The 14,420-nt window shown below is 69.3% G+C and carries 17 protein-coding genes and 1 tRNA gene; 9 read left to right on the top strand and 9 right to left on the bottom strand.

Features of this window, described 5'->3' with window-relative positions; all coding sequences use genetic code 11:
* Window positions 1–34: 34 nt before the first annotated feature.
* The gene (locus V6M51_RS20000; RefSeq protein WP_332769998.1) at window positions 35–319 is read right to left on the bottom strand and encodes a hypothetical protein; all 285 of its coding nucleotides are present in this window, start codon (window positions 317–319) and stop codon (window positions 35–37) included.
* Window positions 312–617 (bottom strand): hypothetical protein, encoded by a 306-nt coding sequence (locus tag V6M51_RS19995; protein WP_332769997.1) that lies wholly within the window; start codon window positions 615–617, stop codon window positions 312–314. The genes V6M51_RS20000 and V6M51_RS19995 overlap by 8 nt, the downstream gene beginning before the upstream one ends.
* Window positions 618–982: 365 nt before the next feature.
* On the opposite strand from V6M51_RS19995, the gene V6M51_RS19990 reads away from it, so the two are divergent.
* Window positions 983–1,819 (top strand): enoyl-CoA hydratase/isomerase family protein, encoded by an 837-nt coding sequence (locus V6M51_RS19990; RefSeq protein ID WP_332769996.1) that lies wholly within the window; start codon window positions 983–985, stop codon window positions 1,817–1,819.
* Window positions 1,820–1,881: 62 nt separating this feature from the next.
* Here V6M51_RS19990 and V6M51_RS19985 read toward each other — a convergent pair.
* A tRNA-Gly gene (locus V6M51_RS19985) sits at window positions 1,882–1,956 on the bottom strand.
* Between the two features lie 100 nt (window positions 1,957–2,056).
* Entirely contained in the window at window positions 2,057–2,797 is a 741-nt protein-coding gene (locus tag V6M51_RS19980; RefSeq protein ID WP_305673905.1) for a DUF6065 family protein, read from the bottom strand.
* 75 nt (window positions 2,798–2,872) lie between these two features.
* On the opposite strand from V6M51_RS19980, the gene V6M51_RS19975 reads away from it, so the two are divergent.
* The 4 genes from V6M51_RS19975 to V6M51_RS19960 all read left to right on the top strand — a co-directional run bounded on the left by V6M51_RS19975 (window position 2,873) and on the right by V6M51_RS19960 (window position 5,273).
* Window positions 2,873–3,385, top strand: coding sequence for a prolyl-tRNA synthetase associated domain-containing protein (locus tag V6M51_RS19975; RefSeq protein WP_332769995.1), 513 nt, complete (start codon window positions 2,873–2,875; stop codon window positions 3,383–3,385).
* Window positions 3,386–3,492: 107 nt separating this feature from the next.
* Complete coding sequence (locus tag V6M51_RS19970; RefSeq protein WP_332769994.1) at window positions 3,493–4,389, top strand: co-chaperone YbbN; 897 nt, start codon at window positions 3,493–3,495, stop codon at window positions 4,387–4,389.
* A gap of 8 nt (window positions 4,390–4,397) precedes the next feature.
* The gene (locus V6M51_RS19965) at window positions 4,398–5,063 is read left to right on the top strand and encodes an LON peptidase substrate-binding domain-containing protein (protein WP_332769993.1); all 666 of its coding nucleotides are present in this window, start codon (window positions 4,398–4,400) and stop codon (window positions 5,061–5,063) included.
* Window positions 5,064–5,072: 9 nt separating this feature from the next.
* On the top strand, window positions 5,073–5,273 hold the full coding sequence (locus tag V6M51_RS19960) for a Trm112 family protein (RefSeq protein WP_332769992.1): 201 nt from the start codon (window positions 5,073–5,075) through the stop codon (window positions 5,271–5,273).
* Window positions 5,274–5,294: 21 nt separating this feature from the next.
* On the opposite strand, the gene V6M51_RS19955 is transcribed toward V6M51_RS19960, so the two are convergent.
* Complete coding sequence (locus tag V6M51_RS19955) at window positions 5,295–6,548, bottom strand: UbiH/UbiF/VisC/COQ6 family ubiquinone biosynthesis hydroxylase (RefSeq protein ID WP_332769991.1); 1,254 nt, start codon at window positions 6,546–6,548, stop codon at window positions 5,295–5,297.
* Window positions 6,549–6,701: 153 nt separating this feature from the next.
* Between V6M51_RS19955 and V6M51_RS19950 the strand changes: the two genes are divergently transcribed.
* The 3 genes from V6M51_RS19950 to V6M51_RS19940 are packed head-to-tail and all read left to right on the top strand — an operon-like array spanning window position 6,702 to window position 10,026.
* Window positions 6,702–7,799: an HlyD family secretion protein gene (locus V6M51_RS19950; protein WP_332769990.1), complete on the top strand. Its 1,098-nt coding sequence runs from the start codon at window positions 6,702–6,704 to the stop codon at window positions 7,797–7,799.
* An 8-nt stretch (window positions 7,800–7,807) separates the two neighbouring features.
* Window positions 7,808–9,418: a DHA2 family efflux MFS transporter permease subunit gene (locus tag V6M51_RS19945; protein WP_332769989.1), complete on the top strand. Its 1,611-nt coding sequence runs from the start codon at window positions 7,808–7,810 to the stop codon at window positions 9,416–9,418.
* Window positions 9,418–10,026, top strand: coding sequence for a TetR/AcrR family transcriptional regulator (locus V6M51_RS19940; protein ID WP_332769988.1), 609 nt, complete (start codon window positions 9,418–9,420; stop codon window positions 10,024–10,026). The genes V6M51_RS19945 and V6M51_RS19940 overlap by 1 nt, the downstream gene beginning before the upstream one ends.
* Here the strand turns inward: V6M51_RS19940 and V6M51_RS19935 are convergent.
* From V6M51_RS19935 to V6M51_RS19920, 4 genes are all read right to left on the bottom strand, one after another.
* Window positions 10,023–10,838 (bottom strand): enoyl-ACP reductase FabI, encoded by an 816-nt coding sequence (locus tag V6M51_RS19935; protein ID WP_332769987.1) that lies wholly within the window; start codon window positions 10,836–10,838, stop codon window positions 10,023–10,025. The genes V6M51_RS19940 and V6M51_RS19935 overlap by 4 nt on opposite strands.
* A 79-nt stretch (window positions 10,839–10,917) precedes the next feature.
* Complete coding sequence (gene fabB, locus V6M51_RS19930; RefSeq protein WP_332769986.1) at window positions 10,918–12,129, bottom strand: beta-ketoacyl-ACP synthase I; 1,212 nt, start codon at window positions 12,127–12,129, stop codon at window positions 10,918–10,920.
* A 10-nt stretch (window positions 12,130–12,139) separates the two neighbouring features.
* A complete protein-coding gene (gene fabA / locus V6M51_RS19925; RefSeq protein ID WP_254835216.1) occupies window positions 12,140–12,655 on the bottom strand; it encodes a 3-hydroxyacyl-[acyl-carrier-protein] dehydratase FabA in 516 nt (171 codons plus the stop codon).
* Window positions 12,656–12,745: 90 nt separating this feature from the next.
* Window positions 12,746–13,300: an SH3 domain-containing protein gene (locus tag V6M51_RS19920; protein WP_332769985.1), complete on the bottom strand. Its 555-nt coding sequence runs from the start codon at window positions 13,298–13,300 to the stop codon at window positions 12,746–12,748.
* Between the two features lie 74 nt (window positions 13,301–13,374).
* On the opposite strand from V6M51_RS19920, the gene V6M51_RS19915 reads away from it, so the two are divergent.
* Window positions 13,375–14,361, top strand: coding sequence for a 2-hydroxyacid dehydrogenase (locus V6M51_RS19915; RefSeq protein ID WP_332769984.1), 987 nt, complete (start codon window positions 13,375–13,377; stop codon window positions 14,359–14,361).
* Window positions 14,362–14,420: the final 59 nt, after the last annotated feature.

The raw sequence follows: 14,420 nt of genomic DNA, 5'->3' as shown, positions 1-14,420 counted from the left end.
AAAAAGACTGCACGCATACGACGGCTTCGAAAACCTAGGCCGTCGCCCGCCAGCCCAGGGCGACGCCGGTGACCGCCGCCAGGGCGCGCAATCGCTCGGCCAGGTGCTCGGCGCGGGCCTGGCTGAGGCCCGCCACCTCCAGGCGGATGGAGACCCCGCCGCCGCCCTGTGTGGCGGTCATCTCGGCGATCTCCGCCCCCTGCACCGCGAACGGTCCCAGCACCCGCAGCAGCACGTCGCCGCCCCGCGCGGCCTCGACGAAGAAGGTCCGGCGTCCCGTCTGACCCTCCGTCCATCTGACGGCGCTCCCGTCAGCCACGTCGGCCCCCATAGTCGCGTTTGAGCAGCAGCCGGCCGGCCTCATCGTAGGCGCTGAGCCGCAGGGCTCCGGCCTCGGTGGCCCAGATCAGCTCGCGGCTGGGCCCTTCGGGCGGCCAGGTCAGGGCGCGTTCCACGGCCAGCAGGGTCTCCAGCGCCCCGCCGCCGCCGAGCGTCACCTCCAGGCGGGCAGTGTGTTCGAACAGGGCCTGGGAGACCAGGGAGCGCACGAAACCGCGCACCGCGCTCCCGGCGTCGGGATCCTCCGATGGGGATTGGGATGGGTCTTGGGGCGGCATGGTCGTGGGTCCTTGTCGTGAGGGTGTCGGGACCGACGGCGCGCAATAAAAAACCCCGCTGCCTGAGAAGGGAGCGGGGTTCCTGATCTTGCGATCCGTCGGCGGTTTTTAGGTCGCGCGCGTTCGCCCCGTTCCTGTGATGGGGGTAATAATCATCATCATGGTTTTCGAGACGCAGCCGGCCGCGCGCGCCGCGGGGCGCGTCGAGGTCGTCAGGCGTGGGTCGAGGGAAGCGCTCATGGCCGCCATGCTGATGAAGATCGCGGCCGACCTATAGCCGAGATTGCGGGCGGCGGGCAATACGCGGCGCTTGACCCGCGCCGCCCGAGGCCTAGGCTGAGCGCTTACAATGTAAGGAGAAGGCGATGAGCGAGACCTCGAGCACGACGGCCGAACTGGTCCGCGAAGCGCCCGAAGTGATCTACGAGGCGGCCGACGGTGTCGCCGTCATCACCCTCAACCGCCCCGAGCGCCTGAACACCATCTCCGGCCCGATGCTGACCCTGCTCACCGAGCTGCTGATCCGGGCCAACGAGGACCCGGCGGTGCGGGTGGTGATCCTGACCGGAACCGGCCGGGCCTTCTGCGCGGGCCTGGACCTGGTGGGCGCCACCCAGGGCACGGGCATCGGCTCGGAGAGCCAGGCGGCGAACGTCTCGGTCAATCTCGACCTGCGCAACACCCCGCCCACCGTGCTGTTCGCCATGGACAAGCCGACCATCTGCGCGCTGAACGGCGCGGCGGCGGGCTACGGCATGGACACCGCCATGGGCTGCGACATCCGCATGATGGGCGAGAGCGCCAAGCTGGCCGCCGCCTTCGTCAAGCGCGGGGTGGTGCCGGAGTCGGGCGGCACCTGGATCCTGCCGCGGCTGATCGGCTGGTCGAAAGCCGCCGAGCTGATCTTCACCGGCCGCACCCTCTCGGCCCAGCAGAGCCTGGACATGGGCCTGGCGACCCACGTGGTCCCCGACGCCGAGTTGATGACCCGGGCCCGCGAACTGGCCGCCGAGATCGCCGCCAACGCGCCGCTGGCGGTGCAGTCGGCCAAGCGGCTGATGCGGATGGGCATGAACGAGACGTTCAACGACCATGTCCACCACGTCTATCTGCAATTCCTGCAGCTGATCCGCACCCAGGACTTCCGCGAGGGCATGACCTCGTTCCTCGAGAAGCGCCCGCCCGACTTCAAGGCCCGCTGAGCCGGAACGCAAAAAGCGGCCCCGAGGGGCCGCTTTGATCGCTGCAACTTCCTGGAGGAAATTGGAGCGGGCGAAGAGATTCGAACTCTCGACCCCAACCTTGGCAAGGTTGTGCTCTACCACTGAGCTACGCCCGCAATCCGCGAGAGGCCGGAAGACCGGCCGCCCGAAAATCGAGAGCGGGCTTATGGCAGAGGGTCCGACCCATTGCAACACCCCTCATGGGGTCAAATCCGCCTAGGTGAATCTGGGGGCCTTCAGGCGGCGCTTGTTCACGTGGTCCTTGGGGGCTTCGGCGACCTCTTCGGGGAACTCGCCCTTGAAGTAGAACCGCTGCCAGGCCTCCTTGGTGGCGTCCGGATCGGCGCGGAAGATGCGCTTGTTGAACTCGCTGCGGTGCTTCTCCCAGGTGTCGTACTGCTCGCGCAGTTCCGGGTTGCGCGCCATCGGCTTGATCACCGGCTGGAACTCGGCGAGCTGGCGGTCCTGGGTGAGGGTGATGAAGCAGAACGGCTCGCCCTTCTCGAAGCGCACCTTGCCCGGCCGGGTGAAGATCCAGTTCATGGTGAAGGGGAAGGGCAGCCAGTCGGTCTCCACCAGGCCGGCCAGGGGCTGGATGCCGTCCTTGATGTGATTGGGCGGCCCCTGGGCGATCATCGACCAGCCCGGCGGGGTGCGGAACAGGTAGCCAGGGTGAAAGGTGAGAACCCCATGGCTGAAATGGGTCTTCACGAAGTTGTGGAAGTCCGGATTGGGCCGGTCGGAGGTCAGCGTGATGTCGCTCTGCATCAGGCCGCCGTTCCATTCGGCGGTGAAGGCCATGGGGCAGAGGATCTCCCACCCGGTGGTGTTGGCCATGCTGAGCGGCAGGCAGCGATAGGGATGGCGGTCGGAGAACCGGTCCATCCAGGCGCGCTGCGGGCGGCCCGGCACGATTTCCGGCGGGCGCTCGGCGGTGGGGTAGCACTCGAGCTCCATGGGCTCCTCCAGCAGACTGAAGATCAGGTCTAGAGCGGCTGTCGCGCCCGCGTCCAGTTCGCTAATCAGGAGATCATGAAAACCCGCGCCGACCTTCTCGCCTTCTTCGACGCCCAGGGGATCGACCACGCCACCGTCGAGCACCAGGCGGTGTTCCGGGTGGGCGAGGCGCCGGGCCTGAAGGACGACATCGAGGGCGCCCACACCAAGAACCTGTTCCTGAAGGACGCCAAGGGCCGGCTGTGGCTGATCTCGGCCCATGAGCACGCCCGGATCGACCTCAAGCGCCTGCACACGGTGATCGGCTCGGCGCGGCTGTCGTTCGGCAATGCGGAGCTGATGGAAACGACCCTGGGCGTGACGCCGGGATCGGTCACCGCTTTCGCTCTGATCAACGATACGGCCCGCGCCGTGACCTTCGTCCTCGACAAGACCCTGGCCACGGCCGAACGGGTGAACTTCCATCCGCTGGAGAACACCGCCACCACCGGGGTGTCCAAGGCGGGCTTCCGCCGGTTCCTGGCGGCGCTGGAAATCATCCCTCTGGTGGTGGACTTCGCGGCCATGGCCGTGGTCGAGGATGCCTGAACGGTCCTGAGCGGCCCTGAGCGCCGTTGAAGAGCGCGCCGGAAGGGACCATTTTAGCCGCCAGGCGCGTTGTGGGCCTGGGTAGAGACAAGACGGGAAACACCGCCATGAGCCTGATCGGCGAAACCGCGCCCCATGCCGCCGCCGACCTGATCAAGGACGGAACCGACGCCAGCTTCATGGCCGACGTCATCGAGGCCTCCAAGGACACCCCGGTCATCGTCGACTTCTGGGCGACCTGGTGCGGCCCCTGCCGCCAGCTCGGGCCCGCGATCGAGAAGGCCGTCCTCGCCGCCAAGGGCAAGGTCAAGCTGGTCAAGGTCGACATCGACAAGAACCCGCAGTTCGCCGGCCAGCTCAGGGTGCAGTCGATCCCGGCGGTGTTCGCCTTCGTCGGCGGCAAGCCGGTGGACGGCTTCATGGGCGCCCTGCCCGATAGCCAGGTGAAGCAGTTCGTCGACCGTATCGCCGGCCAGGCCCCGGCCAACGAGACCGACGAACTGCTGGCCATGGCCAAGGAGTCGATGGAGGTCGGCGACGTGGGCGGCGCGGCCCAGGCCTACGCCCAGGTGCTGCAGGCCGACCCGGCCAATGTGAAGGCCCTGGGCGGCCTCGCCCGTTGCTACCTCACCGGCGGCGATCCGGAACGCGCCAAGGAGATCGCCGCCATGGCGCCGCCCGAGGCCAAGGATCCCGACCTCGACAGTGTCCGCGCCGCCCTCGCGCTCGCCGAAGAGGCGCCGGAGGAGACCACCGAGTTCGAGCAGCGCCTGGCCAAGGACGCCGCCGACCACGAGGCCCGCTACGAGATCGCCAAGGCCCTGGCCGGCCGCGGGGCCTGGGCCCAGGCCAGCGACCACCTGCTGCACATCATCGCCGCCGACCGCACCTGGAACGAGGAGGCGGCCCGCAAACAGCTGATCACCATCTTCGAGGCCGCCGGGGCCGGCTCCGACATCACCCGGACGGGGCGGCGGCGGCTGTCCTCGATCCTGTTCTCGTGAGGCTGAAGATGCCGGCCGCGCCCTATCGCCGAGCCTCAGACCTGCCCCAGGTCATCCCGGTCTTCCCGCTGGACGGCGCCCTGCTGCTGCCCGGCGGCGACCTGCCGCTGCAGATCTTCGAGCCGCGCTACCTCAACATGATCGACGATGTCATGGCCGGCGACCGGATGATCGGCATGGTCCAGACCCGGGCGGGCGGCGAGCGGGTGCGGCCGAACCTGGCCAATGTCGGCTGCGCCGGGCGGATCACCAGCTTCTCGGAGACCTCCGACGGCCGCTACCTGATCACCCTCACCGGGGTCTGCCGCTTCGCCGTGGGCGCCGAGGTGCCGGTCCGCACCCCCTATCGCCAGGTCCGCGCCGCCTTCGAGCTCTTCGCCGAGGACATGGTGGACGAGGAGGCCGACATCCCGGCCTTCGACCGCCGCCGGTTCGCCGCGGCGCTGAAGCGCTACCTGAACCGCCGCGAGCTGGACATCGACTGGGAGACCGCCGAGACCGCGCCGCTGGAGGCCCTGGTCACCAGCCTGGCCATGGGCCTGCCCTTCGAGCCGGCCGAGAAGCAGGCCCTGCTGGAGGCGCCCGGCATGCTGGAGCGCTGCGACGCGCTGACGGCCCTGCTGGAGATCGATTCCCTGGAGGGCGACGATGACGAGCCGCACTCGATGCAGTAGAGGTCGGCCATGACCTCCTCCGTGCCCCTCTCCCTGACCGCCGAGGTCGACCCGCGCCTGCTGGAGGTGCTGGTCTGCCCGGTGACCCACGGCCCGCTGACCTATGATCGCAAGGCCGGCGAACTGATCTCCAAGGGCGCCAAGCTCGCCTATCCGATCCGCGACGGCGTGCCGATCATGCTGCCGGAAGAGGCGCGCGAGATCGGCTGAGGCCGCGACGAGCTTGGGGCCCTACAGCGCCTCGCCGCGCAGCAGCCGCGGCAAATCCCCCAGCGCGCCGCCGGCGTCGTGCATGAAGAACCGGCGGGCGGGGGCGATGCGGTTGACCGCCGCCATGCCCGCGCCACGCGCCAGCCGCAGCAGCGGATGGTCGTTGGAGAACAGCCGAGTGAAGACGTCGGTGGCGGCGGCCAGCATCACGGTGTCGAAACTTCGCCAGCGGGCGTAGCGCTCCAGCACCAGCTCCGAGCCGAGGTCCTCGCCGAGGCGGGAGGCCTCCACCAGCACCTCCGCCAGGGCCGCAGCGCCTTTCAGGCCCAGGTTCAGCCCCTGGCCGGCGATGGGGTGGATCCCGTGGGCCGCGTCGCCCAGCAGGGCCGCCCTGGGGCCCGTCAGACGCTCGGCCAGCTGCAGTGACAGCGGATAGCTGAACACCGGCCCGTCCAGGGTCGCCTCGCCCAGATAGTCGCCGAACCGCCGCTGCAGGTGGGCGTGGAACACCTCGGTGCGCGCGGTTTTCAGCGCCGCCCCACGGGCCGTGGGCTCGGTCCAGACCAGGCTCGCCCGGTCGTCGGTCAACGGCAGGATGGCGAAGGGACCGCCCGGCAGGAAATATTCGTGGGCCACGCCCTGGTGCGGCCTGGCTAGGCGCACCGTGGCCACCACCCCGGTCTGGGAATAGTCCCAGCCGACCACGCCGATCCCGGCCGCGCGACGCACCACCGAGCTGCGGCCTTCAGCGCCCACCACCAACGGCGCGGTCAGCGCCCGGCCGTCATCGAGCGTAACCCGCGCGGCGCGCGGTTCGAAAACCACGGAGGCGACCTTGGCCGGGGCCAGGACCTCGATCCCGGCCCTGCCGACGGCGGCGGCCAGGGCGGCGCGGGTGCGGCGGTTCTCCAGCATGTAGCCCAGGGGCTCGCCCTCGGAACGCTCGGCGATCTCGCCGGAATCGAAGCGCAGGTAGAAGGGGCTGGGCCCGCCGGCCGCGGCGCCCGGCGAGGTCCCGTCGGTGACAAGGATCTGCTCGATCCGCTGGGCGTGGGGTTCGATGTCGGCGGCCAGGCCGAGCGTCCGCCATTGGCGGAAGGCGGCGAAGGCGATGGCCGAGGCGCGTCCATCGAAGGTGGGCGCCAGCTGGGCGTCGAAGACGATGGGATCGATCAGGATCGGGGTCAGGCCGCCGCTCTTCAGCGCCAGGGCCAGGGTCGCCCCCGCCATGCCCGCGCCGGCGATAATCACGTCTGCGTCGTACGTCTCAGCCATGGGGCGGATATGCCGATGTTCAGAGGCCGGCGCCAAGCGGGTTGATTTTTGGACCAATGCGTCCACTTTAAATGTGGCGCATTACCGCGCCCGGGCTTGAGGCCCGCGACCTTTTTTGACCTTCGTCTGTTTGCCCCTTTTTGAGCTCACCCGATGGCCCTTCCGAAGAACCTCGTCCCCATCGCCGCGGCGTCCCTGGTGGCGGTCGTCATCATCGGCGGCGGCGGCCTGTGGTGGGTCGACAAGCAGAAGCACGAGAACACCGACAACGCCTTCGTCGAGGCCGACAAGGTCACGGTGGCGCCCCAGATCGACGGCTATGTCGCCGAGGTGCTGGTGGGCGACAACGCCCAGGTCGCCGCGGGCCAGGTCCTGGTCCGGCTGGACGCCGCGCCGCTGAAGGCGCGCCTGGCCCAGGCGGAGGCCAACGCCGCGGCCCTGGACGCCGCCGTCCGCGGGGTGGACGACAAGGCCCAACTGGAACAGGCCATGATCGCCCAGAAAGCCGCCGGCGTGCAGAGCGCCGACGCCCAGGCCCTGATGGCCCAGGCGGAACTGGCCCGCTACGGGACGCTGGCCAACCAGGGCTGGGTCTCGCCCCAGCGCGCCCAGTCCGCCCGCGCCGCCGCCAGCCAGGCCACGGCCGGCGTCGCCGAGGCCCGCGCCACCCTGGAGGCCGAGCGCCGCTCCGCCGCCTCCCTGGGCTCGGCTCGCGCCCAGACCCTGGCCCAGGCCCAGGCGGCGCACGCCGCCGTCGATCAGGCCCGCATCGACCTCGACCGCACCGAGATCCGCGCGCCGGTGGCGGGCGTGATCGGCGCCCGCGCCGTCCGCGCCGGCCAGTATGTGCGCCCGGGCTCGGCCCTGATGAGCGTGGTGCCTTTGGGCAAGGCCTATGTGGTGGCCAATTTCAAGGAGACCCAGGTCTCGCGCCTGCGCATCGGCCAGCCGGTCACCATCCGCGCCGACGCCTTCGGCAAGCAGGCCATAACCGGTCGCATCGACAGCTTCGCCCCGGCCACGGGCTCGGAGTTCGCCATGATCCCGGTGGAGAACGCCGTCGGCAACTTCACCAAGATCGCCCAGCGCCTGCCGGTGAAGATCGTGGTCGATCCCAAGTCGCCCCTGGGCGGCGCCCTGCGGCCGGGCCTGTCGGTCCAGGTCCAGGTCGACGTCACCGCCGACACCGGCCCCAGCTTCGCCGAGACCAGCGCCGCGCCGCAATACGCCCGCCACGGCGTCTCGCGCTAGCCCTCCCCATGCCCCCCGAAGCCCTGCCCCACGGAGCCCACGACGCCGATCCGCTGGTGCGTCACCGCAGGCCGTCCGGCGAGGTCAACTGGACCGCGGTCTTCCTGGGCTTCGGCGGGATGGTGCTGGGCCAGTTCATGGCCGTGCTGGACATCCAGATCGTCGCCGCCTCGCTGTCGCAGATCCAGGCGGGGATCGGCGCCACCGCCGACGAGATCAGCTGGGTGCAGACCAGCTATCTGCTGGCCGAGGTCGTGATCATCCCGCTGACCGCCTACCTCTCGAAGATGTGGAGCACGCGGACGGTCTATGTCTGGGCCTGCGGCGCCTTCATCGTCACCTCCATCCTCACCGGCTTCTCGACCAGTATCGAGATGATGATCCTGACGCGGACGCTGCAGGGCCTGGCGGCGGGCGCGATGATCCCGGCGGCCTTCGCCACGGCCATGACGGTATTTCCCCAGGAGCGCCGGGTCACCGCGAACGTGGTCTTCGGCCTGGTGGTGACGCTCGCCCCCACGGTCGGACCCACCCTCGGCGGCCACCTGACCGACGCCCTGTCCTGGCGCTGGCTGTTCTTCATCAACGCGCCCATCGGGCTGGTGGTGATGTTCCTGGTCTCGCGCTACGCCGACTTCGATCGGGGCGATCCCCGGTTCGGCAAGGGCGTCGACTGGCTCGGGCTGGTGCTGATGACCGTGGCCCTGCTCTCCATGCAGTACGTGCTGGAGGAGGGCGCCAGCGAGGGCTGGTTCGACGACGAGCTGATCCTGGGCCTGACTCTCCTCGCCTCGGTCACCGGGGTGAGCTTCATCCTGCGGCAGCTCAGCTACCGCCAGCCCATCGTTTCGTTGAAGCCGTTCCAGGACCGCAACTTCGCCCTGGGCGCGGTCATGAACTTCGTGGCCGGGGCCGGACTGTTCGGCGGCACCTTCATCCTGCCGCTCTTCCTGGGCCAGGTGCTGCGCTACAACGCCGCCGAGGTGGGGACCACCATGCTGGTCTCCGGCCTGGTCATGTTCGCCATGGCGCCCGTGGCCGGCCGCATGGTCCGGGCGCTCGACGCCCGCATTCCGCTGGTGGTGGGCTTCGGCGTCACGGCCTACGGGATAGGGTTGGGCTCGCACGTCACCGCCGACTGGGGGTTCTGGGACTTCGCGGTGCTGCAGGTGTTCCGCGGCATGGGGGTGATGACCGCCATGATCGCGGCCTCCCAGCTCTCGGTCTCCACCCTGCCGCCCTCGATGATGAAGGACGCCTCGGGCCTGGTGAACCTGTTGCGCAATGTCGGCGGGGCGGTGGGCATGGCCCTGCTGACCACGGTGCTCAGCCACCAGACCGCCGTCCATCTGGGCGACCTCTCGGCGGCCGTGACCAGCGCCAGCCCGGCCGCCCAGGGCATGGTGGAGGGCCTGACCGGCATGATGCGGGAGCGCGGCATGGCCGATCCCGAGGGCGCGGCGAACAAGGCCCTGGGCATGATGTTGCGGCGGGAGGCGAGCGTCATGGGCTTCGCCGACGGTTTCGCCTTCCTGGCTCTGGCCTGCGCCGCCGCCGCCGTACTCGGCGTCCTGGCCAAGCCCGCCAAGGCCGCCCCCGCCGGCGCCGGGGGCCACTGATGCCCCGCCTCGCCGGACAGATCGACCCGGCCAAGACCGAGGCCATCCTCGACGCCGCCGCCATGGTGTTCGGCGAGCGCGGGCTCTCGGCCTCCATGGACCTGGTCGCCCGCCGGGCCGGGGTCTCCAAGCAGACCGTCTATAACCGCTACGGCTCCAAGGCCGAGCTGATGCGCGCCATCGTCGACCGCCGCGTGGCCGAGATCACCGCCCCGCTGCTGGTTCCCGGCGCCCAGGAACATCCCGAGGAGGCGTTGGCCGCCTTCGGCCGGGTGATGATCGAGGCGGTGATGAAACCGCGCGGGACTTCCATGCTGCGCATGACGGTGCAGAGCGCCATCGACCTGCCCGACCTGGCGCGGGCCTTCTATGAGGCAGGCCCCGTCACCTCCCGCCGTCGCCTGGCCCGGTTCCTGGAGTTCGAGACCGCCGCCGGCCGGATGGCGGTGGACGATCCGGGCCTGGCGGCCGAGTTCTTCGCCGGCATGGTCATCGGCGTGCATCAGATCGCCCACCTGCTGGGCGTCGGCCGCGACCTGGAGGCCGGCGAGATCGACCGCATCGCCTGCGAGGCGGCGCGGCGCTTCATGAAGGCCTATGCGAGCTAGGCTTCTTCGTCCTCGGTGAAGCCCATCATGTGGAAGCCGGCGTCCACATGGATCAGCTCGCCGGTGGTCGACCGGCCGAGGTCCGAGAGCAGCCACAGGGCCGCCCCGGCGACGCCCTCCATGGAGGTGTCCTGCTTCATGGCCGAGAGGTCGCGGCCCTTGGACAGCATGCCCTTGCCGCCGGAGATCCCGGCCAGGGACAGGGTGCGCATGGCGCCGGGTGACAACGCGTTGACACGAATGCCCTTGGGGCCGAGGTCGCGGGCCACATAGCGGCTGGCGGCCTCGAGGGCGGCCTTGGCCACCCCCATGGTGTTGTAGTTCGGGATGGCCCGCTCCGAGCCCATATAGGTCAGGCAGATGATCGAGCCGCCATTGGGCATCAGCTTCTCGGCGCGCCGGGCGCAGTCGACGAAGCTGTAGGCCGAGATATCCATGGCCTGCAGGAAGCCCTCGCGGCTGGCGTTATCCACGAAGCTGCCCTTGATCTGGTCGCGCGGGGCGTAGGCGATGGCGTGGACGAAGAAGTCGATGGTCCCGAAGGCCTTTTCGACGGCCGCGAAGGCCGCGTCCATCTGGTCGTCCTGGGTCACGTCCACCGGCACGACGGTCTTGACCCCGATGCTCTCGGCCAGGGGCTGAACCCGGCGCTCCATGCCCGGCAGGTGGAAGAGGGCCATCTCGGCGCCCTGGGCGGCGAGCTGCGAGGCTATGCCCCAGGCGATGGAATCGTGATTGGCCACGCCGATCACGACGCCCTTCTTGCCCCTCATCAGCTCGCCCGTGGGCAAGTCCCAGCCATCCTTGGCCATGCGCGTCTCCCTCGCGTTTTTCGTGCAGGTTTGTGGACGGGGCGGCGAAGCTGCGCAACCCGCGTTCGCGTGAGCGGCCCTAGGCCCGGGCCATCACCAGGCAGCCATTGGTGCCGCCGAAGCCGAAGCTGTTGGACATCACCGTCTGCAGCTCGACGTCCTTGCGTTCCAGCAGGATGGGCAGGTCGGCGAACTCCGGATCGAGGTTTTCGATGTGGGCGCTCTTGGCCGCGAAGCCGTTGTTGAGCATCAGCAGCGAATAGATCGCCTCCTGCGCCCCGGCCGCCCCCAAACTGTGGCCGGTCAGCGACTTGGTCGAGGAGATCAGCGGCGGCTTGGCGCCGAACACCTCGCGCACCGCGCCCATCTCCTTTGAATCGCCCACCGGCGTCGAGGTGCCGTGCGGGTTGAGATAGTCGACCGCCCGATTGCCGGCCCCTTCGAGGGCCAGGCGCATGCAGCGCACCGCGCCCTCGCCGGAGGGGGCGACCATATCGAAGCCATCGGAATTGGCGGCGTAGCCGACGATCTCGCCATAGATCTTGGCCCCGCGGGCCTTGGCGTGCTCGTACTCTTCCAGCACCACGATCCCGGCCCCGCCGGCGATCACGAAGCCGTCGCGGGCCACGTCATAGGCGCGGCTGGCGGTCGAGGGCCGGTCGTTGAAGTTGGAACTCATGGCGCCCATGGCGTCGAACAGCACCGACAGGGTCCAGTCCAGCTCCTCGGTCCCGCCGGCGAAGACGATGTCCTGCTTGCCCATCAGGATCTGCTCGTAGCCCGTGCCGATGCAGTGGGTGGAGGTGGCGCAGGCCGAGGAGATCGAGAAGTTGAGGCCCTTAATCTTGAACCAGGTGGCGAGCGTCGCCGAGGCGCCGGAGCACATCGCCTTGGGCACCGCGAACGGGCCGACCCGCTTGGGGCCGCGCTCCTTGGCGGTGTGGGCCGCCTCGACGATCGCCCTGGTGGACGGTCCGCCAGCGCCGACGATCAGGCCGGTGCGCTCGTTGGAGACCTGAGCCTCTTCCAGGCCGGAATCGGCGATGGCCTGTTCCATGGCGATGTGGCCGAAGGCCGTGCCCTGGGCCAGGAACCGGGCGGCGCGGCGGTCGACCATGCTCTCCCACTCGATGGCGGGGGCGGCGTGGACCTGCGAGCGGAAGCCCAGCTCGGCATATTCCGGCGCGGCGCTCACGCCCGACTTGGCTTCGCGCAGCGAGGCCAGAACCTCGTTGGCGTTATTTCCGATCGACGAGACGATCCCGATCCCGGTGACGACGACGCGGCGCATGCTACGTTCCTTACCGCTGATAGAGGCCGACGCGCAGATCCTGAGCCCAGTAGATAGGCTCGCCGTCGGCTTCCAACACCCCGTCGCCGATCCCCATGACCAGGCGGCGGTTGATGACCCGCTTCATCTCGACCTTGTAGGTGACCTTCTTGATCGAGGGTGTCACCTCGCCGCCGAATTTCACCTCGCCGCATCCCAGCGCCCGGCCGCGGCCCTTGCCGCCGATCCAGCCGAGGTAGAAGCCGACCAGCTGCCACAGGGCGTCGAGACCCAGGCTGCCCGGCATGACCGGGTCGTTGATGAAGTGGCAGTCGAAGAACCAGAGGGCGGGATTGATGTCGAACTCCGCCTCGATCCGACCCTTGCCGTGGGCGCCGCCCTCGTCGGTGATCTCGATAATGCGGTCGAACAGCAGCATCGGCGGGGCCGGCAGCTGGGCGTTGCCCGGGCCGAACATCTCGCCGCGGGCGCAGGCCATCAGCTCCTCGAAACTGTAGTGGTCCTTGGCCTTCACACCCTGGCTCATGGTCGGCTTTCTTGGCGGCGGCCTCACGGGCCGGTGAAATGTGACGGTCAGGCCCTAGCAGAGCCGGCGCGGTTGCTCAACGCCAGGGGACTATCGGCGCGCCGGCGCCTTGCATTGCAGGGCGTCGGAGACGCCCCAGAGACCCCGCGCCGGCGTCCAGCCCGTCGCGCCGTCCAGCTTGACCTTGCACCAGCCCTTTTCGCACCGGTTCAACGCGGCCATCGATCTCGGGTTCAGATAGGCGACGATCTCGGCCTCGGCCTTGGGCTTCTTGCGGATCGCCACCGGCGACCCTTGCGCCACCAGCACATTGCGCCGCCCGTCGGTCAGGCGCTTGTGCACCCAGGCCATGCCGCCGGAAGGATCGCAGATCCGCCGCCACTCGCTGTTTTCCGCCACCACCTGCACCGGCAGGCCCTTCACCCGGTAGACCCAGAGCAGGCGATGATCCTCGCCGGGACCCGCCCGGGCATAGACCTGATCGAACTTCAGGGTGATATAGCGGGGCACGGGATAGCCGGACGGGGTCGCCCGCTCGGCCGCCCGCGCCGGCAGGCCGGAAAGGACCAGCACCAGCGCCGCCGCCAGGACAGGCGCCGCCCAATTGTTACGCTCGATCAGTTGAGGCTCGCCTTGGCCGTCCATGGGGGCTTTGCTAGAGGTTCCTGCTAACAACTCAATGCGCGCCGCGCGCAGTTAAAGATTCCTTTCAGACGCCCATGGCCGCCCGCAAGCCGAAAGTCATCGTCACCCGCCGACTCCCCGATGTGGTGGAGACCCGGATGCGTGAGTTGTTCGACACCGAGCTCAACCTCGACGACGCGCCCATGGGCCGCGCGGCCCTGGTCGACGCGGTGAAGCGCGCCGACGCCCTGGTGCCCACCATCACCGACAGGATCGACGCCGACCTGATCGCCGAGGCCGGCGACAAGCTCAAGCTGATCGCCAATTTCGGCATGGGCGTCGATCATATCGACGTGGCCGCCGCCAATGCCCGCGGCATCGCCGTGACCAATACGCCGGGCGTGCTGACCGAAGACACCGCCGACCTCACCATGGCGCTGATCATGGCGGTCTCGCGCCGGATCGTGGAGGGGGCCAATGTGGTCCAGGCCGGCCATTTCACCGGCTGGACTCCCACCTGGATGATGGGCCGCCGGGTCAACGGCAAGCGGCTGGGGATCATCGGCATGGGCCGGATCGGCCAGGCGGTGGCCCGCCGGGCGCGGGCCTTCGGCATGCAGATCCACTACCATAACCGCAAGCCGGTCAGTCACCTGATCGCCGAGGAGCTGGAGGCCACCTACTGGGAGAGCCTCGACCAGATGCTGGCCCGGATGGACATCATCTCGGTCAACTGCCCACACACCCCGGCCACCTACCACCTGCTGTCGGCGCGGCGTCTGAAGCTGCTGCAGCCCCACGCCATCGTGGTCAACACCGCCCGCGGCGAGATCATCGACGAGGGCGCGCTGACCGACCTGCTGACCCACGGCGCGATCGGCGGCGCCGGCCTGGACGTGTTCGAGTTCGAACCGGCGATCAATCCCAAGCTGCTCAAGCTGCCCAACGCCGTCCTGCTGCCCCATCTGGGCTCGGCCACGGTCGAGGCCCGCACCGACATGGGCGAGAAGGTGATCATCAACCTCAAGACCTGGATGGACGGCCACCGGCCGCCCGACCGGGTGCTGGTCTCGATGCTGTAGGCGCGCGCCGCCGAACAAGCTTGACCATGGACTCGACGCTCCGGGATACTACTCGGAGT

It is taken from the genome of Phenylobacterium sp. (genome assembly GCF_036677185.1).
In the GTDB taxonomy this organism is placed as follows: domain Bacteria; phylum Pseudomonadota; class Alphaproteobacteria; order Caulobacterales; family Caulobacteraceae; genus Phenylobacterium.
The sequence above is the reverse complement of the archived record's forward strand: the minus strand, read 5'-3'. Positions and strand labels throughout refer to the sequence as shown.